At 59.4% G+C, this 25,321-nt stretch carries 23 protein-coding genes; 1 reads left to right on the plus strand and 22 read right to left on the minus strand.

Features of this window, described 5'->3' with window-relative positions:
• From Q7J39_RS14905 to Q7J39_RS14925, 5 genes are all read right to left on the minus strand, one after another.
• The coding region (locus tag Q7J39_RS14905) for an NAD-dependent epimerase/dehydratase family protein (protein WP_304823134.1) at nucleotides 1-141 on the minus strand (141 nt) is incomplete at its 3' end.
• 179 nt (nucleotides 142-320) lie between these two features.
• Nucleotides 321-1,304, minus strand: coding sequence for a UDP-glucose 4-epimerase GalE (gene galE / locus Q7J39_RS14910; RefSeq protein WP_304826663.1), 984 nt, complete (start codon nucleotides 1,302-1,304; stop codon nucleotides 321-323).
• A 197-nt stretch (nucleotides 1,305-1,501) separates the two neighbouring features.
• Nucleotides 1,502-2,338, minus strand: a complete 837-nt coding sequence (locus Q7J39_RS14915; protein ID WP_304826666.1) for a glycosyltransferase family 2 protein — start codon at nucleotides 2,336-2,338, stop codon at nucleotides 1,502-1,504.
• Nucleotides 2,338-2,562 carry a hypothetical protein gene (locus Q7J39_RS14920; protein WP_304826669.1) on the minus strand — a complete coding sequence of 75 codons (225 nt, stop codon included), beginning with the start codon at nucleotides 2,560-2,562 and terminating at the stop codon, nucleotides 2,338-2,340. The genes Q7J39_RS14915 and Q7J39_RS14920 overlap by 1 nt, the downstream gene beginning before the upstream one ends.
• A 381-nt stretch (nucleotides 2,563-2,943) precedes the next feature.
• Entirely contained in the window at nucleotides 2,944-4,149 is a 1,206-nt protein-coding gene (locus Q7J39_RS14925; RefSeq protein ID WP_304826672.1) for a glycosyltransferase, read from the minus strand.
• 27 nt (nucleotides 4,150-4,176) lie between these two features.
• On the opposite strand from Q7J39_RS14925, the gene Q7J39_RS14930 reads away from it, so the two are divergent.
• On the plus strand, nucleotides 4,177-5,241 hold the full coding sequence (locus Q7J39_RS14930) for an acyltransferase (RefSeq protein ID WP_304826675.1): 1,065 nt from the start codon (nucleotides 4,177-4,179) through the stop codon (nucleotides 5,239-5,241).
• Between the two features lie 1,083 nt (nucleotides 5,242-6,324).
• On the opposite strand, the gene Q7J39_RS14935 is transcribed toward Q7J39_RS14930, so the two are convergent.
• The 17 genes from Q7J39_RS14935 to Q7J39_RS15015 all read right to left on the minus strand — a co-directional run bounded on the left by Q7J39_RS14935 (nucleotide 6,325) and on the right by Q7J39_RS15015 (nucleotide 25,268).
• A complete protein-coding gene (locus tag Q7J39_RS14935; protein WP_304826677.1) occupies nucleotides 6,325-7,551 on the minus strand; it encodes a glycosyltransferase family 4 protein in 1,227 nt (408 codons plus the stop codon).
• Nucleotides 7,548-8,903 carry a hypothetical protein gene (locus tag Q7J39_RS14940; RefSeq protein WP_304826680.1) on the minus strand — a complete coding sequence of 452 codons (1,356 nt, stop codon included), beginning with the start codon at nucleotides 8,901-8,903 and terminating at the stop codon, nucleotides 7,548-7,550. The genes Q7J39_RS14935 and Q7J39_RS14940 overlap by 4 nt, the downstream gene beginning before the upstream one ends.
• Before the next feature lie 49 nt (nucleotides 8,904-8,952).
• Entirely contained in the window at nucleotides 8,953-9,675 is a 723-nt protein-coding gene (locus Q7J39_RS14945; protein WP_304826683.1) for a bifunctional 2-polyprenyl-6-hydroxyphenol methylase/3-demethylubiquinol 3-O-methyltransferase UbiG, read from the minus strand.
• Nucleotides 9,676-9,700: 25 nt separating this feature from the next.
• On the minus strand, nucleotides 9,701-10,918 hold the full coding sequence (locus Q7J39_RS14950; RefSeq protein ID WP_304826686.1) for a glycosyltransferase family 4 protein: 1,218 nt from the start codon (nucleotides 10,916-10,918) through the stop codon (nucleotides 9,701-9,703).
• A gap of 24 nt (nucleotides 10,919-10,942) precedes the next feature.
• A complete protein-coding gene (locus Q7J39_RS14955; RefSeq protein ID WP_304826689.1) occupies nucleotides 10,943-12,073 on the minus strand; it encodes a glycosyltransferase in 1,131 nt (376 codons plus the stop codon).
• 2 nt (nucleotides 12,074-12,075) lie between these two features.
• A complete protein-coding gene (locus tag Q7J39_RS14960; protein ID WP_304826692.1) occupies nucleotides 12,076-13,203 on the minus strand; it encodes a glycosyltransferase family 1 protein in 1,128 nt (375 codons plus the stop codon).
• A 202-nt stretch (nucleotides 13,204-13,405) separates the two neighbouring features.
• Entirely contained in the window at nucleotides 13,406-14,542 is a 1,137-nt protein-coding gene (locus tag Q7J39_RS14965) for a glycosyltransferase (RefSeq protein ID WP_304826695.1), read from the minus strand.
• Nucleotides 14,542-15,291, minus strand: coding sequence for a class I SAM-dependent methyltransferase (locus tag Q7J39_RS14970; RefSeq protein WP_304826697.1), 750 nt, complete (start codon nucleotides 15,289-15,291; stop codon nucleotides 14,542-14,544). The genes Q7J39_RS14965 and Q7J39_RS14970 overlap by 1 nt, the downstream gene beginning before the upstream one ends.
• Nucleotides 15,292-15,306: 15 nt before the next feature.
• Nucleotides 15,307-16,365 (minus strand): acyltransferase, encoded by a 1,059-nt coding sequence (locus Q7J39_RS14975; protein WP_304826700.1) that lies wholly within the window; start codon nucleotides 16,363-16,365, stop codon nucleotides 15,307-15,309.
• A 20-nt stretch (nucleotides 16,366-16,385) separates the two neighbouring features.
• A complete protein-coding gene (locus tag Q7J39_RS14980) occupies nucleotides 16,386-17,906 on the minus strand; it encodes a lipopolysaccharide biosynthesis protein (protein WP_304826703.1) in 1,521 nt (506 codons plus the stop codon).
• A gap of 141 nt (nucleotides 17,907-18,047) precedes the next feature.
• On the minus strand, nucleotides 18,048-19,142 hold the full coding sequence (locus Q7J39_RS14985; protein WP_304826706.1) for an acyltransferase: 1,095 nt from the start codon (nucleotides 19,140-19,142) through the stop codon (nucleotides 18,048-18,050).
• Between the two features lie 197 nt (nucleotides 19,143-19,339).
• The gene (locus Q7J39_RS14990; protein ID WP_304826708.1) at nucleotides 19,340-19,855 is read right to left on the minus strand and encodes a transcription termination/antitermination protein NusG; all 516 of its coding nucleotides are present in this window, start codon (nucleotides 19,853-19,855) and stop codon (nucleotides 19,340-19,342) included.
• A gap of 112 nt (nucleotides 19,856-19,967) precedes the next feature.
• Nucleotides 19,968-21,158 (minus strand): glycosyltransferase family 4 protein, encoded by a 1,191-nt coding sequence (locus Q7J39_RS14995; protein WP_304826711.1) that lies wholly within the window; start codon nucleotides 21,156-21,158, stop codon nucleotides 19,968-19,970.
• A gap of 40 nt (nucleotides 21,159-21,198) precedes the next feature.
• Nucleotides 21,199-22,146, minus strand: a complete 948-nt coding sequence (locus Q7J39_RS15000; RefSeq protein WP_304826714.1) for a GDP-L-fucose synthase — start codon at nucleotides 22,144-22,146, stop codon at nucleotides 21,199-21,201.
• On the minus strand, nucleotides 22,136-23,212 hold the full coding sequence (gene gmd / locus Q7J39_RS15005) for a GDP-mannose 4,6-dehydratase (protein WP_304826717.1): 1,077 nt from the start codon (nucleotides 23,210-23,212) through the stop codon (nucleotides 22,136-22,138). Before gmd ends, Q7J39_RS15000 begins: the two co-directional genes overlap by 11 nt.
• A gap of 178 nt (nucleotides 23,213-23,390) precedes the next feature.
• Nucleotides 23,391-23,984, minus strand: coding sequence for a sugar transferase (locus Q7J39_RS15010; RefSeq protein ID WP_304826720.1), 594 nt, complete (start codon nucleotides 23,982-23,984; stop codon nucleotides 23,391-23,393).
• Between the two features lie 504 nt (nucleotides 23,985-24,488).
• Nucleotides 24,489-25,268, minus strand: a complete 780-nt coding sequence (locus tag Q7J39_RS15015; RefSeq protein ID WP_304826723.1) for a molybdopterin-binding protein — start codon at nucleotides 25,266-25,268, stop codon at nucleotides 24,489-24,491.
• Between the last annotated feature and the right edge of the window lie 53 nt (nucleotides 25,269-25,321).

Raw genomic sequence — 25,321 nt, forward strand, 5'->3', positions numbered from 1 at the left:
GGCCAGCAGGTGGGCCACGTTGCGCCGGGAGCCGGTGTAGTAGTTGTCGACGCACAGGACCTCGTGGCCCGCCTCGATCAGGCGTTCGCAGAGGTGCGAGCCGACAAAGCCGGCGCCGCCGGTCACAAGTATGCGCTTCATATCAGTTCGATCCCGCAATTGTCTGCAATCCGTGCCTGTGCTTCCTGCGCCGGCCTGCCACCGGAACCGGCCTCCTGCTCGCGCAGGTGCAAAGTGATCTGCTCTTCTGTAAACCCTGACCGCTTCATCCGTAAGCCCTTAGGGAGAACCCCAATTAATCTTGGGGGAGATAAAGAGGATCACGTTGCAGCAAGCTTGCTCTGCTGATTATTCATAAACGACCAACCATGACTGATCATATCGTCTAGGCTCGAAAAACGTGGCGCCCAGCCGAGTTTGACGCGGGCGGCCGTCGCATCAGCCACCAGTAACGGTGGGTCCCCGAGCCGACGCGGTGCCGCTTGCCAAACCACTTTACGTCCAGTGACAGCCTCCACCCGGTCAATTACTTGCCGCACAGAAAACCCATTACCATTACCCAAATTGAAAGCCTTAAAGGCTCCGGTCTCCAGGACATTGAGGGCTGCAACGTGCGCATCAGCTAGATCGCACACATGGATATAGTCGCGGATGCAAGTTCCGTCCGGCGTAGGATAGTCAGTTCCAAATACATCTAGTTGAGATCTGGTGCCCGCCGCGACCTGCAACGCTATGGGCAATAGATGGGTCTCAGGATCATGGACCTCGCCTAACTCACCGCTAGGGTCGCAGCCTGCTGCGTTAAAATAGCGTAGTGCCACAGAGCCAATGCCATAGGCCGCCGCATAGTCTCGCAGGATCCGTTCCACCATGAGTTTCGATGCGCCATAGGGATTGATCGGGTTTTGCGCTTCGTTATCACCAATCTTGCGGTCAACATTGCCAAATGTCGCGCACGTAGATGAAAAGACAATACGAGACACACCCGCCAACCGCATGGCATTCAAAAGTGAGAGAGAACCGATCACATTGGTTCGGTAGTAGATATCCGGCTCGCTAATGGACTCGCCCACATAAGCGAGCGCGGCAAAATGCATGACTATGTCGACTCGATGGGTCTTTAGTGCCTCGGCTACTCGCTCAATCTCCAAAATATCGCCATGCACAAACGGACCGAAGCGCGCCGCCCAAAGATGTCCAGTTCGCAGATTGTCCAGCACGACCGGCTCATGCCCCGCCTCGGCAAGGGCTTTGCATACATGCGATCCGATGAAGCCCGCTCCGCCAGTGACAAGGACCTTCAAACCACTTTCTCCGATGCGCCGCAGGTTAACTCGCGCCTCGCCGTGTAACTGTGCCCTGACATGCAATATCTACGCACAACGAACCCCCTAATATTGCCCTTAAATAAAATTCCCAGGCCTTCGCATACACGCCAAATCCCAAATCCCGCCGGTTCTTGTAATTGATCCTGCGCAATAATTAGCGACTATCAAGAATATTACGGGCCCGCTGCACGCCGCTCAGCGATCTGCAAACGAATTTGGTGGAAGTAGTTCATCTTTAGTAGGGCGTAGTCGAGGCCAGCAATACCGTCGAGGAAGCCCAGTTTCAAAAGATAGGTACCAAAGAAATACATTGGCGCGAACCACCAACGTTCTAGTAAGTGATATTTCCATTTCTGTCGTGCGGTGAGCGCACTCCGACCCTCAGGGGTTGCAGACAATGAGAGATAGCGGCGGGTCTCCCAGTTTGCGTAGGCATTGTGACGAGCAATGAAATGCTCGACTCCGCGAAAATCAAGATGGTCGATTTGCGCGGAAATCGCGCCGGTCGACCCTCCGAGTTGGGGATGCTCATGCACTTCCATGTCGAGGTGGCTCCAACCGGGGTCCTCGATACGCTCATACAGACCAGCGCCGACGCGGATGAGAGCAAGTTTGCGTTGCGCGACCCCGTACGAGAGCACCTTACCCATAAAATGTGTTCGATAGTTGAGCCAGAAGCCGGCGTGGACGGTAAGAGCAAGGGCCTCCCGAGCTTCGGCGACGAACTCAGGCGTAACCAGTTCGTCGGCGTCGAGGAAAAGCACCCAGGGCGTCTCGAAGCGATGGTTGAGCAGTACCCAGTTGCGTTTTTTCGGAAAGCCTCCGCCCCAATCGAATTCAAGTACCTCATGGCCATAGCTCGCTGCGATCGCCACAGTTGCGTCAGTGCTACCCGAGTCAACGATAATAACCGTCTCGAATTCACTGAGCCGGTCAAGACAGCCAGGCAGATTGCGCTCCTCGTTCTTCGTCGGAATGACGACCGAGATCGGCAGCTTTTCTCGCGCCATCACGCGTCCGTAACGCCGCCGAGATGACGCTGGGCGACCGAGCGAGCCGGATTGCCGGCAACGATTTCCCCCGCGTGAACGTCCTTCGTTACTACCGCGCAGGCGCCTGCCACGGCACCCTCGTGCATCGTCACGCCCGGGCCAACATAGGCTGCAGCCGCCACCCAAGCGCGCGAGTGAATATTGATCGGCGCGGTCACCAGATCGAAGCCTTCCCGATCCATGGCGTGACTCGCTGTGCACAAATAAGCCTTTTGGCTTATTACAGCGTAGCGACCGAGGTAAACAGGTGCGACGTTGTAACAGTCAGAATGGTTAGCCAAGCAGGCTCCCTCCTCCATTACCAAGTTCCAAGGCGCCCAGATGCGCGCCGCCGGGTATGGATGGGCACGCCGCGCAACCTGCGCTCCGAACGCCCTCAAAATAACCCTACGCCATCCGTGAAGCACGGTGGGGGACGGGCGGTAGAGCAGTGCCCACGCGACGCTCCATAATGCACGGCGCAGCTTGTTCGCAGAACTCGGCAAGGCCGTTGGCGTTGGCTTCATTGCTAGCCCCCTAATTCTCTATCACTCGTACTACTAAAGCAAAATGCCCTCTCGGGGTCAGTCAAGCCGAACGAAAGATGGCCGTTCGCCTCGCCCGACTACCCATCGATAGAGATCGGCGAAGTCTGTCGCGAGATCGGCCCAATCGAAGCGCTTCTCGACTAGCTTTCGGCCACGCGCGCCCATCTCGCGCAGCGCTTCGGGCGACCGGCGAAGCCATGCCGCCAGTTCCCCAGCGAACCGTTGGTCTAGATGAAGTTCGCTAGCGGCACCCTCGACAAAACCTTCGCGCAGATTGCATTCGGCAGTCATCAGGACTGGAAGTCGATAGGCCCACGCTTCAAGGACCGAGATCGGAAGCCCCTCACCAAAGGAAGGGAGGATAAAGCCGGATGCGTTGGAAAGCGCCTCCTCCTTTGCATCACCATGGAGAACGCCCAGAAACTGGATATCGGCCTCCACACCGGCTTCGGCGATTTGGCGTTCCAAGGTCTTGCGATGGTTGCCGTCATCCCAGCCGGCGATATCGATCCGCCATGCGCGCTGTAGGTCAGGATCTTCTCTTACTACAGCGGCCCAAGAGGCGATCAACTCCGCAAGCCCCTTCTTCGGGTGAACGCGGCCCAGGAAAAGTAGTGTTTTACGCTCAGTTGGAATTTTCGGAAGGTGATGCAGCATTTCCAAATCAACACCGTTCGGAATCACCGCGATCGGCCCTGCATATCCGTAACTCCGAATGTCCTCCGCCTCAGATTGGTTGAGCGCATGTATCACAGCCGCACCATGTAGGTTCCCGGCTTCGAATAGCCAGGCCGCCATCCGCTTCTTGGCAGCCGACCGCTGGAGCGCCCATGGGTGCAGCATTCCTTCGGGTGAGACAATCAACGGCTTGCCCGAGCGGCGCAACCTACTCGCCACAAATGAAGGGAACGCCCACAGCCCGCGCAGGTGCACTAGATCGGCATCATGTCGCACAGAGAGTAGCATATCTGGCGAAAAGCCGATGCGCTGCGGCCCTATCACTTGATGAGCCGCAATCGACGAGACGTGCCAATGCCCGTTTGCAGCCGACCACTCGGCATCGATCAGACCATGCACATCCACTCGAAATCCCTGCTCTACCAATTTGTTCGCGGGGATTCGCGCCGAGTAAAACATGCCGCCGCTTAGCGGCGACAGCGAACCTGTGACAAGTGTAGCGGCGATGCCGGTCGAGCAGGCGGCTTGATCTGCAGGCACCAGCCTGCGCATGTTCTTGTGCATAAAACCTCGACTAGGACCTAAGGACATATGGACTCATCAGAACGACTGTCAGTTATCCGGTTCCCGATGATTCTATTAATCCTCTACATCCATTCATTCGTTGCGCCGGTTTATCTTGCCGGCCAGTCGATCACTGTGGAGCCCACAGCTGGTATCCGAGCGCTGGTGATGTTTTGGTCCGACGGCATTGCGCGCATCGCCGTGCCAAGCTTTTACCTTATGTCGGGATATCTCTACTTCAACAACTTTGACGGATCTTGGAACCAGTATCTCGAAAAGTCCAAACGACGTGTTTTTACTCTACTGATCCCCTACATTCTCTGGAACGGGCTAGTACTCGCTCTATTCATGATCGGCCAATCATTGCCGCTAACCGCCACGCTGTTCAATTCAGCCAATGAACAGATGACCGGTCAATCAACTTGGCGGATGATCGATATCTGGCTTGGGATCACCCAATACCCGATCGCCTATCCCTTTTGGTTCATTCGCGATCTGATGCTGATGGTCGCTGTTGCCCCGCTGCTACACTGGACACTCCGCCGGACGCACGGCGTGCTCGAAATCGTGCTGCTGTTCGCTTGGCTTAGCACCCTCATCAAATTGCCAATCCCTTCGATCGAAGGCTTAACTTTCTTTGTACTGGGCGCATCATTCGGAATGCACAATCGACCGCTGTTCGTCGGGGATGGGCATCTTAAATTGTTAATTCCGGTATTCCTAGTGGGGGAACTCGCCAACATTTGGTTGCGCCTTGAGCTCAACGTCTATTGGCTCCAACGGCCAGTAATCCTTCTCGGGGTGGTCGTCTTGTTCGCAATGACCAAGTGCGTGGTTAGTCATCCGCAGTTGAGGGGCGTCCTGCTCGCGCTCGCGCCCATGAGCTTTTTCGTCTTCGCCGCGCACGAACCCTTAATGACGATGCTTCGTAAGCTTATATATCGTGCCATAGAGGTTAACCAGGCAAGCATCCTCGCAACATATACATTGCTGCCCCTGCTAGTTGCGATAATCACGTTAGTCGCCTATCGGTTGCTAGTGCGCGTTTTCCCGACTGCTGCGTCGATTTTGAACGGTAACAGGGCTGGTTAGTTAGATTTATTTGCGAGATTGTTGACCGGTAATCCTTAGGGCCCCAACCCTACCTACTCTGTCGATTGAAGGGATCAGCGTGTGCGGGAGAGACGCCCAGACGCGCCGAGCAAAGAAGAAGGCCGTGAGTTCGAAGAGCAATCCCACTCCGCGTGGCGTGTTGGCAGACGCCCCCGTCGGGAGTCTTTTTGCGGGCCCTGACGAACTGTTTGCCGGAGATCGTCTCTCGACCCGAATGGTGCTGCTCGACGGATTGCGAGGCATTGCCGCCTCGTCGGTAGTGCTTTGGCACCGCTCCAATTTCTACAAACTGGTCGCGTTGTTTTCGCCCGTGGCTTCCTCCTGCTCGTTGGGGCCGTTGCAAGGCTGAGCTTCGTCTATATCGAGACGCCCGGCCGACAGTGTTTTGGCCGCAGTGGACAACCCCCAAGGCATTCGTTTCCCTGAGTGGTCCGAAAGGAGGATGGGAGGGATGAGCCGTGATCTATGTGTTTGCCGGTATGCTGGGAGCCCTGGTGGCATCGAGACCTATATCGATGCCTTGGTGCGCACGCTCCGTGCTGAGCAACGGCAGTTAAGATCTGCGGCCTCGCTCGGCGGGCGTGTCCCCCTCTTCAATCATTGGCTCGAACTTTCACCGCAACCGCGCTGCAGCTGGGGCGCGTCCTACCCGCACGGCCCTACCTCCTCAGGACCCCTCCGGTGAGGGCCACCTTGTTAGCTGAGGGTTGACCGAGATGCCGCGCGAGCAAGCACGTTCTTAAGCGAGAAGCAGATGTCGACGAGTTTTCGCAGGGCGTAGAGACAGCTGTCGATGACGAGTTGGGCCTTGCGGTTCCGTTTGAGCGGTATGATAGCCGCGATGCCGCGGTGTTCCACATTGGCGAAGATGGCGCCGGCGTCGTGGCCACTGTCTCCGGGTAGGAAGCGCTAGCCGCAGGGTCAGATACGGCCCTGACCGGCGCGTAGCCTTTGATGTCGGAGAACTCGTCGCTGGTGAGGACCACGGCCGCCGACAAGCCCGCCCGCGCTCCATTCAAAGAACCGCCTTGAACTAGCGATCCACCTGAGACAATTGGCCGTTTAGGATGCAAATTTTGTGCGCATGGCAAGTAAAGTTATTAGACTGTCGAGATGGCTGGCCTGCCTTCGTGAGCGGATGGATAGGTTCACAGCGTTTTCAATTGCGCGACCAAAGCGATCTGGGCCGAAATCGGCGATTGTCCTGCGAGCCTCTAGAGCCCAGTCTTGACGACCGGGATCGCTGGCAATCTGATTCAGCGTCTGAAGTATCGCCACCTCGTCAAATGGATTGAAAACGAGGCCGGTGACACCGTGCTCAATCAGCATTTCTGCGCAGCCGCAGCGCGACGAAACTGCGACCGGCAACCCGCTTGCCATTGCTTCATTGACAACTAGGCCCCATTGCTCGCTTACGCTAGGAAGCAATATTGCGCCAGCAGTGGCATAGAAAAGCGGCAGCTCATCATATTGCCGGAAGCCTGGAAACCTGACGTGCGAAGCGATGCTAAGCTCTGCGGCAAGCAACTCTAGCTGTCCGCGTAACTCACCATCGCCGACCAGCACCAGTGGCCAGTCAGTAGGATCTTGGGGCCGCCCCTCGCGGAACCGCGCATAGGCGCGAATCAGTCGATCGAGATTCTTTTTCTCGATAAACCGGCAAGCAACTAAGAAATAACGCTCGCGAGACTGTTCGTTCAACGGCCTGCCGTCAATGTCCGGCATAGTCCCACTTGCACGAGCAGATTTGGCTGCAGCCTCGAAATAGGCATTGTCGACGACGTTGTAACCGCTGAAAAGCGCTTCCTTCGGCAATCCCAGTTCACGGAGATAACTAAGCTGCGAGGAACTTGTGCCGATCCCCGCGGCGAAGTGTGAAACGATCCGGCGCTTTATGAATTCAGGGAAGGCGTGGCGCGGTGCATCGAACCGATTTGACGCACTCAGACAGATAAGCGGAACACCGTGCATTGAACTCGCGCGAATCAATGCGAGCGCTTCGAGCGAGGACCAACCCGGAACTGCCACGCAATCCGGTCTCGAATTTAGCACAAGCTCGACTACGCGCGCCGCTCGCCCGCGACTGGAATATTCGGCTCCGTCCGCAATACTAACAACGGGGATATGCTCGATGGTTTTGTCGATGTGAACATTGCGCCAAGCATATTCGGAACTGTGGGGCGAAGCTTCGATTGCGATAACCTCCACACGCTCGGAGGCGGCGCGCAGCCGAGCTACATGGTAGGGCCCGAGACGATCGAACAAAATGGCGACGCGCGGTCGGCTCACAATTTCCCTCGGCTCCAGGTTCTACGAAGCGCCGCAGTCCGGGTTACTGCAATATTCGAGCGCCTCATGCCGTTGGCCTGAGTTTGTTCGAGCAACTTAACCGCAGTGTATGCAAAAATCATTGGCCATAGCACCAGCAGCGAGACATCACGCCCCAAGTTAAAAGTTAAACCAAGTCCGATCAAAAACAGGAGAAAACGAGTTGGCGTTCCCTGTCGCCAAAAGCGGGTCAGAGTAGCGACCCAAGCGGAAAAGAGCGCTGCTGCCACCAAAGGGCCGAAGAAAGGTCCAAACGCCAGCACACCTTGCCCGATGATACCCGTCGAAACCGTAGCTGTTACGCCAATATCCTGGAACGTCGGGTCGCCGAACCCGCGCGCAATTGAATATTCAACACTCCCCAACGGCTTGCCAGCCCAGATAGCGCGCGGGATCACATTAACGGCCTGGGTGAGGTACCCCATTCCGAAATCGATCTTTAGTGTCCCTTCCCTGAGGAACGAGACTGCATGGACGAGCTCAGAGCTCATATTAAGTCCATAATGTATGGCGCCTTCGGGTTTGGAGATGCTCGCCGTCCCAAAACCAATGTTCCGATAGCTAATGATCAGCAACAATATCAGGTTAATCACTCCGCCAGCGCCCGCGACGACAATGGTTTTCAGCCAAATCGGGTGCCGGGCGAACAGCGCGTAAGACAGCACCGCAGGTAGGCACACGGCGATAAAGGTGCTGCGCGCGCCGAGAAGTACGAAGTAGGGCCAAGAGATGGCAATAAGCATGAGCAAGATCGCGCGCATCCGCACACCCTTGACCATAAAGAACAGGAGGCCAAACGCAGCAGTGCACAGGGTGTACAGATAGGCTGCAGCGGAGACGATAAAGCCCGTTGGGCCCGCGCCCGCACCGGCCTGGCGAGACCACATCTGCACACCAGTGCGGCTGTTGACGGGAAAGAGCGCCGCCATCAGGTCGCCCGAAAGGCGAAAGGTGCCATAGGCGAGGATGAGCGCCCAGGCTGCGATAGCCCAAATCGCCAGCTGGTTGGCATCGCCCCCCCCGAACCGAGCTGCTGCTTCCACATGAGGAGGAGCTATCGTTCTGACCATTACTGGCGTAAACAGAGCAAATCCACACAAGAAAACAATGACCAACAGATAGGCCTCACTGATATCCCCCCGGACGAAGAAAGCAAACTGCTCGGGCGTGTAGATCGGCTCGACGAAGTACCAAGCAGCAATTGTTGCGAGAGCCGCGCCATACGGGATGCACCAATCAGCTTTGATCCGGACTACGCCGATAAGCAGCAACGCCCCGCACAACATTACAGCGATATAATAGGTCAGCGGCATGATAGGATTCCTAGGGGCAGCGCGCCGACGGCGGCTGAAGGCGCTGCAATCATTCCTTGTCTTCGATGCGACGAAGCACCACAACTAGGTTAGGATCGAACGGGACGTTGACCCGGTACATTCGGCGAATCGCGAATTCAAACCCGAGGCGCAGCAAATCGCGGCCGGCTCGCCCGACGCGGCTTAGCAGCGATCCTTCCGTTGGTCTCACCGGATCGCCGTAGCGCAGCATCTCAAAGGGGAGCCCTCGGATAAGCTGCCCGATCAACGGCCCGGACAGGGTTGAGAGATGGGTGACGTCGCCATGTTGGTACGCCCGCCCAAACGGACTTTGCCCGTTTGGGAAGCGCGCGACGAACCAGCCGCCAGGCTTTAGTAGCCTCCCCACCCGCTCAAGAAGATCAAGCGCCTGCTCGCGTGTGAGGTGCTCGAGCAGATCGAAAGCCGACACCAGGACGAACTGCCCGTCGAGCACTGCGGGCCAGGAAGCCGGATCAAGCGGCAACGTCTGGATGCCGCGCTCGGCCGCCGCGGATAGCGCGGCATCATCTATCTCCGTGCCATAGATCGATGGGGCGCCGGCAAGCTGAGCCCAGGCAAGCATTTCACCGTTGCCGAACCCTATATCCAACACGGCGCCTGCGGTTACGTCCAGCCCGTGAAGCTCAGCATCGAAGTAGTTCAGATCCCCGATCGTTGGCCGCATGAATCGATCATGGCCCCAGCCCTTCCACTCCTGATAGCTGAGATAGGCAGTGACGTCTGTGGTCATCGTTGCTTTCATTTCCGCAGGTGCCCTATCCGGCATTTGAAGCAATTTCAGCCACCCCTGTGCGGAATTTCGCCCAGTCAAACCGCGCCGCTGTGGCCCGCGCGGCGATACGAATGGCCGGATCGGCGTCTATCAAATGAGACTGCCTGCCAAGCATCTCGGCAAGCGCCGTCGGGTTTCCGGCTGGCACGATAAACACTCCGTCCTCCTCGCTCCCTAGATCGGGCAAAGCGGTGTTGGGAGTGCCAAGCACAGGTAGCCCGCTTGCCAGCGCCTCGAGGTAGACTTGACCAAAGCCTTCGACGAGCGACGGCATTACAAATAGGCTAGCGCTGGCGTAGAGCGTCGCCAACTCGGCGCTAGAAACGCCGGCCCGATACTCGGTCGCTGGAGTTTGGCGGACCATTTCAAGCAGGTCAGGCTCAATCACCCGCGCGACGACAGTCAGCGTCGAGCCAGGGGCTAGGTCGGCAGCGCGCCAAGCAGCGAGCAAGTGATGTAACCCCTTACGACGGAAGCCGGATCCCACAAACAGGGCCTGGAAGTGACCAGGCCGGACAATCTTGATCGGCGTCGGCAGTTCGACTCCATATGAGATAACGCTAATGCGATCGGCATCGGCGCCAGCCTCGACCAAGCTGCGCTGGGTGAAACTGCTCGCGCAGACGATGTGATCTGCGAGCCGCCAAGCATCATCGGATGCCAGCCGCGAGCGATGGGTAGCAAACCCCGAGACGGGTTTCGCGGTATTGATCGCCTGCCCACCCTGTTCCGCAGCATGCGCATCTTCGACCAGAATGCGATCCTCAAGCACGTAATGCGGATGGTACTGGAACAAGATTTTGCGGGGTCGGTGGTCGTATTTCGCCGAAAACGCGCTGGGCGCATAGGCCGAGTAGCAGAGCAGATCACTGCGATGCCGCCGCGCTGCTCGTGCCATCGCATGCCCATAAGCTGGATCGAAGCGCGCGTAGAGTTCGTCTGGTGCGATCCCACCGAGCGTGGCCAACTTCTCGCACAGCGCGAGACCACGCATCGGTAAGACAGGTTGACCGTCAAGCCGACCGTCATGACGTGCCAGCAGTTGCTCGGCTCGGCGCGCCGGCAGGGCCCGCCCTAGGACCCTTTCGGGCCATCCTACGTAGAGATCGGTCACGAAGCCATCAAGCATCCCCGCCTCGGCAAGGGCAATCGGCACTTGAAATCCATCGCGGAGGCCGCGAAACCCCGTTACAAAGCCCATCAATACGCTCCGCTGATCCCTGGTTCAGCCGCGATTGGCCGCGTTGGTCATCGCGATCAAGGTGTCCGCCCGGTGCGCCCAACTGTGCCCGCGCGCGAAATCAACTTGCGATGCCACATCGTGGCTCGCCGATTTTGCGGCAAGCTCTCGCAGCTTCGCGGCGGCTTCTTCGGCGCTCGTGGCGAGTGCGATGTAGTTTGGATAGAGTCGGCTCTCCGGAAGATCCGTGCTCAGGAACGGGCGGCCGCTGCCAATCGCATCCATAATCTTAGTAGGGCAGGCGGCGACGTTGAACCCGTGACTCACATCGTATGGCATCCAGTTCACTGCGTACCGATGATAGTGATTTGGAACCGCCGCCTGCGGGACGGAGCCTAGGAAATCGACATTGTCGAGGGCCAGTGTCTCCGCGCGCCGGGCGCGCCAGACGCCGTTATCATCTCCAACTGCAAGCGCGTCGAGTTTGCCGACCACGGCATATCGGAGTTCCGGCGTGCGACGTGCCACCGCGTGAAAGAAATCCCAGTCGACCCGATTGGTAAGGTTTCCAACATACCCAATGCTATTGACGATTGGAAGGTCATCGGGTGCCTCATTCAGAAAGCTCTCAACCATACCAAGGGGAAAATGCTGGATGCGAGCGGCCCGATCAGGATGCCTTTCGCGCAGCCGACGGACCATTTCGACCGATAGGCACAGGGTTAGCGCCGACCGCTCGACCAACTCGCGCTCTAGGCTGCGGATCAAGTGGGACCGATGGGGTTCGTAAAAGGTATATTCGTCGAGGTTGTAATAGATCAAACGTTCGCCAGGAACGTGGCGCGTCCAGCGGGCGAGATAGGGGTAGCAGGCGATGACCCAAGGTTCGCCCCCCCCGGTCGCGCGCCGCAGCCGCCTCCTCTCACCCGCGAAAACCAGCGGCATTGGTATACCAAACAAGGTCTCAAGCCGACCGGCATAGCCGGGTGGCATCACTATCATCCGGCGGCGCGTGAGGCTGTCTGTCTCGGGCCATTGCGGCTTCAGGCGGCGATAGTTTGGCCAGTCGTAAAGCCTGAGTGCGGTCGTCGATCGGTGCGCCGAAAGCGCTTGGGCGAGCGCATAGACCCAAGGCGTGTTGGCGTTGAGGAACAAGAAGCCCGGAGCCTCCGCCATGCTCAACTCATGCCCCGCATCGCAGTGGTCAGCGCCTCAGCTGCCTTGTCCCAAGTGAACGAAGCAGCACGCGCGCGGCCGGCCTTGCGCCAGCGGGCTCGCTCGGCCTCGTTCGTCAGCAGCGTGTCGATCGCCTCTACGTGCGCCAAAGGGTCATCTATATTGACCAACATTGCCGCTCCGCCAGCGACTTCGGGTAGTGAGGTGGCGTTACTCGCTACCACTGCAGTACCGCTGGCCATAGCCTCTAGCACCGGGATACCGAAACCTTCATAGCGCGAGGGGAACCAGACAAGCCGCGCCTGACGATAGAGCGCCGCAAGGACTTGGTCCGACACGAAACCTGGCGTGATTAAGTCGGGATCGCTGCCGCGAGCGCGATCGACATAACCGGACGAATTATGGCTCGTTACGACAAGCCGCAAATCGGGATGACGCCTGCGAAGGATCGGCCATGCGGCAAGCACCAACTCGGCATTTTTCCGAAACGAAAGCCCGCGCGGAAGTAGGATGAAGTTGTTGCCGTGCAACCCCGCACTGGCGATCAGCGCTGCATCATCGGCAGTCTCACTATCGAAAAAACGCTCAGTAACGCCGTTGTGCACTACGCGAATTCGATCTCGCAAGCCCGGGAAGTGGTGCGCTATTCGTTCTGCAGAGAAAGCTGAAACTGTGTGAATCATGTCTGCGTTGCGGTCGAGCCGCGCGAAAAGTAACCGCCACTTCATCTGCTGCAGAAAGTAGCGCCGGTCATGGACAAGAGCGGTGTCGTCGAAATATGCGGCGTCGTGCATCACCACTGCAGAACGCATCTTGCGGGTCGGCACGTAGGATTCCCCAGTGCAGTAGAGCCAGTCCGCCTCGGGCCAAAACTCCTCCGCAACAGGCCCCATTCCGAGCAGCCAGCGTCGCTGTTGCGCAGAGGTGTCTCGGCCGAATAGATGATACTCATACCCAGTCCACGGCTCGCCGACCTTTTCGACGATTTGGCGATGATCGTTCGCGTCGCCGAGGATGCGTTGCTCGACATCGTTCCGACGCCCCAGCGCCTCTACGATGTTGCGTGCCACCCGCCCCCCCCCCGTTGAACCGTATATATTGCGCAGATGCACATAAGAGAGCAGGTTCATCGTCTCTTTCCCGAGGCTGTCGGCCAGTGCTTGAAAGTCATACTCGCACCACTCACCTAAGCGGGTGCCGGGTGCCCAGCATAATTACTTGAGCCTGGTAGGCAGCCTACCAATTCTCGGTGTGTCGATTCGATACAGCGCCATGGCTTCTCTTTTTAGAGGTCGGAGTGTATAACGCGCCAGCAGATACGGCAGAATGAAGTCACTCCACAGGCCTCTGATTTAGGTCGAGTGCCTCGCACCACTGCGCGTGGGCGATCTCTCCATGGAAATTCTCAATATATACACGGCGGATCGCCGCCGGCTCGATCATTTCCGCCTCAAGCCGGGCGAGCGCCACCGCCATTGCCTCGGCGATCGGGGCTTCGCGATCGGGTGCGACTAGCGTGCCTGCCTCCGGACGGTCGACATAAATGTCCGGAATGCCGCCCACTGGCGACGCGATGACGAATCGCCCCGCTTGGAGCAGCTCGATAAGCGAAAAGCAGGGCCCCCCCTCGAAGTTCGACGCATAAAGGAAGACATGATTGGCAGCGAGGATGCGAGGCAGGTCGCTTCGATGATCGTAACGGCCGTACAGTGTCACCGCGTCGCCGATGCCGAGGGCATCGGCCTGTGCTTGCAGCCGCTCGATGTCGGGCCCGCCGCCGTAGATGTTGAAGCGTGTATCTGGCCGGCGACGGTTCACGGAAGCGAAGGCGTCCAAGATGGTGTCGAGATTTTTCTGCTCAATCTCTACCCGGCCAAGAAAGGCAAAATTCCAAGGCGGGCCGTCCGGCAGCGGGAGCGCGTCAGCCAAGAACTCCCGGTTGTGATAGCGGATGACGGCGACAGGGCCTTCATAGCCGTAGACCTTTAGAAACTGTTCGCGCCCGCATTCGGAAACCGAGACGACTAGATCCGTTTCTGCCACGGCACGACGGAAATCTTCGCCGACAGGGCCTGGAGGTGGGGGGAGGTATTCAGGCGAGAACATCCAACTCGCAGCGATCCTGCCGCGACGCCGGTGCACTGCACGCACTAACGGCAAATAGAGTTCGGGCATTGGCTGGCGGACGCAGAACACCCAGTCCCCGGGCCGTAGGCTCTTGGTGACGTAGTGAATCAACAGGCGATGGCGGATGAAAAACCGATCCCCTAGTACCGGCTTCTGGTCATAGACTGGGATACCTATCGACTTTAGTTCGTCGAGGAATGGTGCCGGGCCATTCCGGGCGACTGCAACGCGCACATCCAACCCGTCTGCGTAGGCGCGGCGAGCGAGCGCATCAAGATAGGTCTCGATTCCACCGAACCCGCCTAATACATCGGCGAATAGCCAGATGCGTGGTGACGCCATCAGCCGCGTACGACTTCGATCGTCCAAGGATCAGTGCCGGCCTTGTCAGCATCGCTGTTGCATGCACGGTTGAACAACTCAATGCCGTCGGTTGAGGCCCAGGCCGGGGAATAGACCGCTAGCCACGAACCGTTGACGTTAGCGATCGGGATGTTTCTGGAACATTCGTGCAGATATTCTGGAACACCGTTTTTCCTGCTGAAGCGACCCCAATTCGCATAATCGTGCCAGATGAAAAGGCCGTCCTTTGCAATCAGTGGCAACAGAATTTCAGTATCGCGCTTAACTGCGTCATAGCTGTGATCGGCGTCGAGGAATATCAGGTCGTAGCTGCCTGGCATATCTTGGACGAACGCTTCCTCGCACATGTCGCCCACGCGGCGTTCGATCTTCGCTTCCCAAGCCGTGCCACGATATGCCTCGCCGTGTCGCGGATCGCGATCGAATGCAACGATTCTGGCGTCCTCGGCGGTGTGGCGGGCAAGCATCTTAGTTGTGAAGCCGCGGTAGCTGCCTACCTCCAGGACCCGCTTCGGTTTAGCGCACATAGCGAACTTGGCGAGCATCACCGTATCGGCAACCGGCGATGACCAGGGGCCCTGCGACAGTTCAACGAGCGTGACCGGCTGACTTTCGAAATCGTCAAACAAGGCACGCGGGTTGAGTACCGGCAGTTTCAACCGCGATTTGTCGAGTGCGGACAGCGCCTGCTCGATAGTGGGCCGAGTATACAGGATGTTTGCTAGCATCATATGCCCAATTGATTAGGAGGTACGGGCGCTGCGCCGCAGTCGCAACGAGCGCCTCCAGTTAATAACGGGCTTTTCTACCATCATCCATGACATCGTTGCCAGAATGATTGTGGAGATCGCGCACAGTATAAAGAATATCGGGCCATTTTGTACAGCATCTGGCGCGGCGAATGTACGCAGCGCGGAGCCAACAACGCGCGGCATGAACATGTGGTAGATATAGATCCCGTAGCTCACGAGCCCGATCCACAGAAGTGGTGGGAACGACAGGACGCGCCCAGCCAATCCCCTGATCCCCGTAGATGCGCCCATGACGATCCACGCGAATGCCACAGCGTATAGGGTCTGTTCGAAGATTTCCAACGACGGGCCCGTGGCACGGATCAACACCAAGATTACAGCCGCAGCGACTGCTGCCCCTGACAGCAATTTGTAACGAACTTCTGCAGAGTTGGGGTCGAAACGGTGCCATTGTGCGATCAGCGCACCCATGCACAGCGAATCGGTGTTGGCGAACGGCAGCGTGTTGAACTCCGCGAAATTGTGCAGTCCAGAGAGGTAGAGCGCCCAACGCAGAAGCGGCGCGAGCAGTACCAGCAGCACGGTTATCGGTTCGAGCCGGCGCGGAGGAACGAATAGAACTACCAGTGGCCAAAACAGATAGAATTGCTGCTCAACCGCCAGCGTCCAAAAATGAGACAGGTCGCCTCCGAATTCGCCTTTAGTCAGGAAGAGAAAGTTCGACGCAAATAGCGCATGCCAAAAGAGGTCCTGAGGTGGAGCAAATCGAGTGCCCGCCAGCGCGACGGCCGCCAATGTCAAGAAATAGATCGGCCAGAGCCGCGCGACACGATTGAAATGGAAATTCTTGAGCGCCCTTCCCAGCCTTTGTTGCCCCTCCGACAACCTCACCCGTTCATCGAGCAGGATGCCAGTAATGAGAAAGCCGCTGATTACGAAGAAGAGTTGCACACCTAAGTTTCCGAGGCCCGCATTGAATCCCCAACTAGTCCAGTGGTGGAATAAAACCAACGTCACCGCGATACCACGCAGCCCGTCCAGCTGAACCATCCGAGTGCGGCCCTCAGTGGTCACAACCGCGACAACCTACGGGTCAGGCCCCATGCTTCCTCACGGAGCTGGCGGTAGCTTTGGCGCCAAAAAAAGAAAGGAGCGAGGACGATCGCGTAGCATCCAAGCGTCACGATGGTGCGAAGCGTAACATCGAAGATCAGCCATGGAGTAGAAACCAGTATTGCTCGGCCGATAACTCCCGCTAACACTGCGGCAAGCCAGACCGGCATCAGTTCGCCAAGTACGGTGAACGCCTTCAGCCCCGATCCTTTCAGAGCCATCACAAAGCAGACCGGGGTGAGAAGGAAGACCATACCTGAGTAGGCTTGAGCTACCCTCACAGCACCGAATGGCGCTGCGGCTGCAAAGGCGATTACCAGCGCGCCGGTCGACAATAGGCCCCAATGAAAGAATGCCTTCGTTCGCCCAAGTGAGGTGAATGCCCAGCTGGCGGCTCCCATGGGGAAGGTGACGATCATAGATAGTGATAGCCAGGCGAAGAGCCGGCCCGTCTCGTCCCACCCGGGCCCCAATACAATACGAATGATCGGATCAGCCGAAGCAAATAGGGCGGCAGCGGCGGCGCAGCCCAGCAATGACGTCATCAAAGTCGCGCGTACAAAGGCCCGGCCCCAGCGCGGCGGATCGCCCTGCAACCGACTCAGGGCAGGCAGGAACACGCTTCCGAGCGGACCGCTGACGGCGTTTAGCGGCAAGGCCATCAGTTGATAGGCGCGGTTGTAGTAGCCGGTCTCACGGACGCCCCAGTAATTTCCTATCAGGAATACGTCGGCCTGCTTGTGTAGGAAGTTGCATAGTGTGAAGCCCGTATAGTACGCCCCGAAACGCACCGCTCCCCAGCACGCGTTCCAGTTGGTCACCAAGCTTGGCCGCCAATGTGACAGCCACACAGCCAGTACGAGCTTGACTAGAATCTGGACGTTAGCCGCGATCACAAGCGACATATAGCCAGCGCCGTATCGGGCGCTCACCGCTCCACTGGCGAAGCCGGCTAATTGTGAGACAATCAATACAATTTGGATTTCGCGCCAGCGCATGCCGCGCGATAGCAGTGCGTTGTACTGCACTGTCGCGGCCGAAAATGGGATGGCGATCGCCAACGCCACAATCGCCCAGAACACCGCGGGCTGGTCGAAATACCAGCCGAAAATTGGCGCGCCTATCAGGCAGACGATCATGGCCCCGGTGCCTAACGCCACGTTCATGAAGAAAAGGCCGCTGGCGACATTCTGGTCAAGCTTCTCCATCTGGATCGCCGCGACCGACAAGCCGAAGTCCGTGAAGATTCCTGTGAAGCCGACAATGATCATCGCCAGGGCGTAAATCCCGTAATCGTCGGGCACTAGCAGGCGGGCAAGCACATAGACGTTTGCGAGTTGGATTAGGATCCCGGCACCTTGGCCGCCGAACGCAAACAGAGCGCCCCCCACACTCCGCGTGCCGAGATCGAGCGACAGATGGTCGTTGTCAAGCAGATCGCGCCGGGTTCCATGCGCGAATATCGAAGGGCGCGCCATCAGCGCGCTCCCTGCCCGGAACGAAGGGCTAAAGCGGCGGCCACATAGGAAATCATGCAATAGCCATGGCGAACGAATTCAGTGCTCGCTGCACTTTTATCGACCTGGATTCTTGGACGTCATGGTCGGAATGCTTTTTCATCATTTTCGATGAAGCAGAGATGATATGGCGATCCTGATCGTTGTTGAATTTCGCTCAAACGACCACCAAAGAACACTTGATGAGGCCAGCGTTACCAATGTTAGAACGAGAACGATGAGAAATCCTTCTAGATTGGGTTGAAATTGCGTAGGGGCAATCAACACAAAATATAGAAAAGCTAATATGGGAAAGTGCGTTGCATACATTGTGTACGAGATCTCAGAGAGGCCAAATGCAACCTGTCGATAGGCGTTGCTTTTACTGCGACGAACCGCAAGTGCGGGCAAAAGAAAGGACCAGGCGAGGCCCGCAATAATTGATATCCAAATGGCTGAATTTCTTGAGCCCACGATTATACAAACGACCGTCGCGATGGTGGCGATCGTCATGTACATCGAACTTGCAATTGTTTTTCGAAATTTTTCGGTACGAGAGACAACTGCTATCGCGGCGGCTCCGCACCAGATGGATCCGAGCATCAATAATTCTGCCGGGAGGGATGATAATAATACACAAACCACAATTACTGCAATAATATTGTATAGAAGCGATTTTCTCAACAAGACTGTGGATGCCGCAATTGGGAACAGTACATAGTACCAAAACTCGTTAGCGAGGCTCCATAGTGGGCCATTGCTCCCGTACACAGGCGCCGTGATTGTCTGTAGAAACAGTAGATTTGCCAATAGCGTGGCAATAGAATGGTCGGCCGGCGCAGCAAGGAGCGGTCCACTCGCCAAAGCAACTCCGTACTTACCTGCGTAAGCGGCACCACCGCCTAACGTCGCGCCAGCCTTATCCAAGACAAACGTTATGATAAGCGCTGGAAGAACCACGGTCCACAAGCGCGAGAGGCGTGCTATGGCGTAGTCTATAGATGACCATTTTCCATCGATCATCGACTGAAATGCCCGCCCACCAACCAAATACCCACTGAGTGCAAAAAATGCGATAACAGCTTGATGTCCTAAGCTTGTAAGAAAATAGAATGCGTAGACTGCAATTCCAGGCTGGATACATTCATGAAAGTCCACAAAAACAAACGCGCGAATATGGTTCAACACGACTAAAAGCGCGCAGACTCCGCGGAGCATGTCTAGGTGCTCATTCCGGTCTGAAGTTCTTACAACCTGTATTGCCTTTCCTCCCCCACGCCCGATAACCCCGACTGTCGCGCCAAGCCGCGCCAGCCTGCCGCCCCACGGCTACCGCACCCAGGGTGAAAACACCGCGGGCGCAGGCCTTGTCTCAGACACCAGATCTGTAGCCCAGCAAGTGTGAAGACCTTAAGTCAATTCTGCGGAATTGAGGACAGGTTCTTCGTATCGGTGAATACAGGAAGCACCCCGGTGGCCAGTTCTAGCAGCAGGCGAACCCGGTTTCCGCTGTCGAGACGGTCAATGGTTCCCACCAGATCAACTAACGGACCATTAACTATACTGACGCGCTCCCCCACCTGAAACGGCGCCAGCGGCGGAAGTCGACCGTCCTGATCGAGGTGGCCGCGCAGGATCTCGACGAAGGAGGTGGGCACGGCGGCGGGTCTCGCGCCGACCATCACCAGGGAGCGGACGCCGAAGGTGTTGTTGACCCGGGTCCAGGGCTCCCGCGTCAGGTCCAGCGATACGAAGATGTAGCCGGGAAAGTAGCTCGCCTCCCGCTCCAGCACCCGGCGGGCATGGCGCACCGTGATCAGGCGCCTGGGGAAGAACACCTCATAGCCCTGGTTGTTCAGCTGCTGGACCGCGTAGGCTTCGCGCTTCGGCTGGGTCTGTACCGGGTACCAGCGGCGGCCATCCTCGATCATCGGCTCGAACCTTCCACCTGCTGAGTCTTGCTGCAATGCGGGATGGAGGTCAACCGGCCTCCGGGCCCGCGACCCGGCGGACCTGAGGACTGCAAGTCACGGGCCGCCCGCCTCAGGCCTTATCGAGAACCTCGCCCCATCGCCTCAGGGTCTGCTCGCAGGCGAAGCCCGCCTCCAGCATGGCCAGCGATCGCCGCCCCAGGTCCGTGGCCGCCCCCGCCTCATCGGCCATGCGGAGGATCACCGAGGCCAGGGCCTCGCCGTCCCCCACCGGGGTCGCCTCGCCGCTGCCGTGGGCCAGCACCAGATCGGCCAGGTCGGAGGGCTGGTCGACGATGGCGATCATGCCGCGGCCGGCCGCGGCGATGCCGAACACCTTGGAGGGGAACATCAGGCCGCGAAACTCCGGCAGCAGCGACACCAGGTGCACCTGGGGCAGGCTGAGGGAGCAGGCCAGCAAGGCGTGGGGCTGGTAGGGCTCAAACCGGAAGCTCGCCTGCAGACCCAGCCTCTCGACCTCGGCGCGCAAGGGCCCCTGCCCCGCGCCGCCGCCGATCATCAGGAACAGGACGTCGGACCGATCTCGCAGATGATCCGCTGCGGCGACGATGGTGCGCCAGTCGTGGGCGCGCCCCAGGTTGCCGGAATAACCTACTACGAAGCGGTCCTGCAGGCCCCAGGCCGCCACCAGGGGATTGTCCTGCGGCGCCACGGGTCGAACAATCGTGTCGTCGCTCCAATTGTGCACCACCTCGACCCGCGAGGTCCCGGCCAGGGGCGTCACGATCCTGGCCATGTCCTCGCAGATCACCACATTGACGCTCGCGCCGCGCAGGGAGGTGTTGCGCAGAGACTTCAGGATGGCGCCGAGCGGACCGCGGGCGGCGCGGACCCCATAGGCCACGGCGATCTCCGGATAGAGATCCTGCAGCCAGTTGACGAGGCGAGCGCCTTTCAAGGCCGCCGCCCAGCCGGCGAAGACCGAGATCAAAGGCGGGTCGGTCTTGGCCACCACGACGTCGCCCCGCTTCAGAGTGGTCAGCAGGGCCAGGAAGGCGGTCAGGTAGAAAGAGAGATAGTCCAGCGCCCGCCCGGCCAGGCCGGCATTGCCGAACCGCGTGGTCAGTACGCGGCGGACCTCGACCCCGGCGATGGTCTCGCGCGCGGGCAGCGTTCCGGTCGCGCCATAGAGCTGGCGGCTGGTGATGACGCTCACCTTCCAGCCGAGGGTCGCCAGGTGCTCGGCGAGCCGGGTCAGGATCTGGCTGGTGGCCGACATGTCCGGCGCATAGAAGCGGTTCACGAACACCACCCGCCGGCCTCGGGTCGAAGGCTCTCCCACCCTAGGCCTGATGCGCCAGGAACCAGGTGTAGACGTCCTCGACGCCCTGCTTCAGGTCGATCCGGGGCGTCCAGCCGAGCGCGGCGAGCTTGCTGGCGTCCATCAGCTTGCGCGGCGTGCCGTCCGGCTTCGATCGGTCCCAGGCGATGTCGCCCTTGAACCCCACGGCGTCGGCCACCAGCTGCGCCAAATCGGCGATCGCGATGTCGTCGCCATATCCGACGTTCACATGTTGGTCGCCAGAATAGCTGGTCATCAGATGGACCAGCGCGTCGGCGCAGTCATCGACGTGCAGGAACTCCCGCCGGGGTGTTCCTGTGCCCCAGACACCGAACGATACGGCCCCGCGCACCTTGGCCTCGTGGGCCTTGCGGATCAGGGCCGGCAGAACATGACTGTTCTCCAGGTCGAAATTGTCGCCCGGGCCGTAGAGATTGGTGGGCATGGCCGAGATGAAGTCGTCGCCGTGCTGCTGGCGATAGGCCAGGGCCAGCTTCAGGCCTGCGATCTTGGCGATCGCATACCATTCGTTGGTGGGCTCCAGGGGCCCGGTCAGCAGGGCGTCCTCTGTGATCGGCTGGGGCGCCATCTTGGGATAGATACAGCTCGACCCAAGGAACAGCAGCTTGCCCACCCCTTCCCGGTGCGCGGCCTCGATGACATTGGCCTCGATCATCAGGTTGTCGAACAGGAAGTCGGCCGGATAGGCCGCATTGGCCCCGATGCCACCCACCTTCGCCGCGGCCAGGAAGATGGCGTCAGGCTTGGCCTTGGCGATCCAGGCCGAGGTCTCGGCCTGCTGCCGCAGATCCACCTCGTCGCGGCCGCAGGTGAGAACCTCGCAGTCCTCGGCCGCCAGGCGGCGAACGATGGCCGCCCCGACCATGCCGCGGTGACCGGCCACCCAGACCCGCTTGCCGGCCAGGGGGTAGATCACCTCATTCGCCATGACGGCGCTGCTCCCGGGCCACCACGATCAGGTCTTCGCGGACCATTTCTTCGCACAGCGCCTGCCAGGGGGTGTCGTGGCTCCAGCCCAGCTTGGCCTTGGCCTTGGAGGCGTCACCCAGCAGGATGTCGACCTCGGTGGGTCGGAAGTAGCGGGGATCGACCTCCACCAGAACGCGGCCGCTCTCGGCGCAGACGCCCTGCTCGGCGAGGCCCGCGCCGCGCCAGTCGAGCTTGATATCCACCTGCGCGAAGGCATGGGTGACGAAATCTCGAACCGTCGTGGTCTCGCCCGTGGCAAGGACATAGTCGTCGGGCTCGTCCTGCTGCAGCATCAGCCACATGCCGCGGACATATTCCCGCGCATGGCCCCAGTCGCGTTTGGCGTCCATGTTCCCGAGATAGAGCCGGTCCTGGAAGCCCAGCTTGATGCCCGACACCGCACGCGTGATCTTCCGTGTCACGAAGGTTTCGCCGCGCAACGGGCTTTCATGATTAAACAGGATGCCGTTCGAGGCGTGAAGGCCGTAGGCCTCGCGATAGTTCACCACCATCCAGTAGGCGTAGAGCTTGGCCACGGCATAGGGGCTGCGGGGGTAGAAGGGGGTGGTCTCGCTTTGCGGGACCTCCTGAGCCTTGCCATAGAGCTCGGAGGTGGAGGCCTGATAGTAACGGCTCTTCTTTTCCAGGCCGAGGATACGGATGGCCTCCAGCAAGCGCAGCGCGCCAACCGCATCGGCGTTGGCGGTATATTCCGGGGTCTCGAAGCTGACCGCCACATGCGACTGGGCGGCCAGATTGTAGATCTCGTCGGGCTGCACCTGCTGGACGATGCGGATCAGATTGGTGCTGTCAGTCAGGTCGCCATAGTGAAGGATGAACCGCTGATCGGTTTCGTGCGGGTCCTGGTAGAGATGCTCGATCCGGCCGGTGTTGAACGATGACGAGCGGCGTTTGACGCCATGCACCACATAGCCCTCGGCTAGCAGCAATTCTGAGAGATAGGCGCCGTCCTGCCCTGTCGCCCCAGTAATGAGAGCGACCTTGCCTGCCCCAGTTTTAGCCACGCATCACGCTCCTTGGTTTACTTGCGCCGAGTATCGCGCAGGTTTGAACTTGCGCGCATGACCTCGGATTACCGAAAACGGTATCCGCTCAGCGGCTAATAGGTCGTATCCAAATTTCAGCGCTCGAGGGCAAGACAAAGTGAAGGCTGAACGAAGTTAGAGCCCTACAGCCTCGAATTTAGATCTGACCGCGTCCCGACAGCACGATCATCGCCGTACGCCAGAAGATGAACAAATCCACCCTCAGCGATACTGTCCGCGCATAGAGGGCGTCGAGACGCGCCTTGCGGCGCGGCGTCACCTCATTGCGTCCCACGACCTGGGCGAGTCCGCTCAGACCCGGCCGCGCGAGCATGGCGTGCGGGAAACTGTGGCGCTCGAAGATCGCGGGATCATCGGGCAGCAGCGGGCGCGGACCGATGAGGCTCATCTGACCGACGAACACGCAGAACAGTTGCGGCAGTTCATCCAGGCTCGACCTGCGCAGAAAGGCGCCCAGAGGTGTGATGTGACCGTTCGCACCCTGCAGGGTCTCTCGCGGCGACAGGGGCGCGTTGGCGTCCATGGTGCGGTACTTGGGCATCCAGAAGGTGCGCCCATGGCGGCCGATACGCTCCGACCAGAACAGGCCCGGTCCGCCATTGAACAGCAGGACGAGAAGCCAGAGCCCGATCATCAGCGGCGCAAGGGCCACAAGAGCCGCGCCGGCCACGCAGACATCGATGATCCGTTTGGCGGGATAGAGGCCGAGGGGCGCTACGGATGACTTCAAGACGGGTTCTGAACGCTCCGCGAGAGGTCGGGCCCGCAAATAGGCGACAAGCTCCGCACCCGCCGGCGGCGCGACTTCGACGCGTGCGTCTGAGTGCGTGATTTGCGTCAAGGAAGTCATGCAGCCCGCCATCAAGCCCTGGTTGCAACCTACAAAGGCCGGCCGGCCGTGGCAACGATTTGCAGCACCCACCGCAATTTAGGCGCCATATCAGAAGGTTTCGCGAAGTTCAGTGACAATCAGACCTAAAATTGCCCGGCCGTTCGCCTGACGAGCGAACGAGCATGTGGCCGCAAGGCCCGCTGAGCGGGGCGTGGTTGCTTTAATGGGGTTGTTCAGAAAGGTCCATGACGGTGTCCCGGCAGACGATCGCGGCCATGCCCACAGTGATCGCGCTCAGTGGGAACGTCTCGGAATCCGGGCCGCCTCGGGTCGAGCTTCACGCTTTGGTTGAGAAATTGCGCCAAACTGGGACGCGCAACGGATCGGTTGGCCCCAACTCGGTCACGCCGGGACGGTTAGCTCCGCCACATTCGCCACTCCGGCGGCCAGCAACGCCGCAATCAACTCCGCCACCGTCGCCTCCAGTTCCACCGCGTCCCGCCCACGCAGCACCAAGTTTGAGCCATAGCCGCCGTCCCCGTAGAACGGATAACTCCCCAGGCTCATGCCCGGATGCGCCTTGGCCACCGCCTCCAGCGGGGCTGCGATCACGCCCTCCCCTGAACCCTCGACCCGCACCGTCCGGCTCAGCACCACCGCGCCGCCCTTCAGCCGATGCCCCACGTCCTCCAGCATGCCGCGCATGATCTGCGGCACGCCGGCCAGGACGAAGACATTGCCGATGGTGAAGCCAGGCGGGCCCTGGACCGGGTTCTTCACCAGGTCGCCGCCCACCGGAACCCGCGCCATCCGCCGGCGCGCAGCGTTGGGTTCGGCGCCCCAGCGAGCGGTCATCATGGCGATGATGTCGGGGTGTTCGTAGAGCTCGAAGCCGAAGGCCGCGGCCACCGCGTCGGCGGTGATGTCGTCGTGGGTGGGGCCGATGCCGCCGGTGGTGATGACGTAGTCGTAGCGAGTGCGCAGGGCGTCGAGGGCCGCGATGATGTCCTCATGCACGTCGGAAACCGTGCGCGCCTCCATCAGGTCCACGCCGTGGACGCCGAGATAGAGCGCGATGTCACGCAGGTTGGTGTCCTGGGTGCGGCCCGAGAGGATCTCGTCACCGATGATCAGCACCGCGGCGGTCACCGCCTGACCTTCCTTGCCCGCCGGACTACCCATCGCTGCGCTCCTCACCTAGATCAGGCTTCCGCATAGCTGATCGGACGCGCCCC

Source organism: Phenylobacterium sp., from assembly GCF_030651185.1.
Classification (GTDB): domain Bacteria; phylum Pseudomonadota; class Alphaproteobacteria; order Caulobacterales; family Caulobacteraceae; genus Phenylobacterium.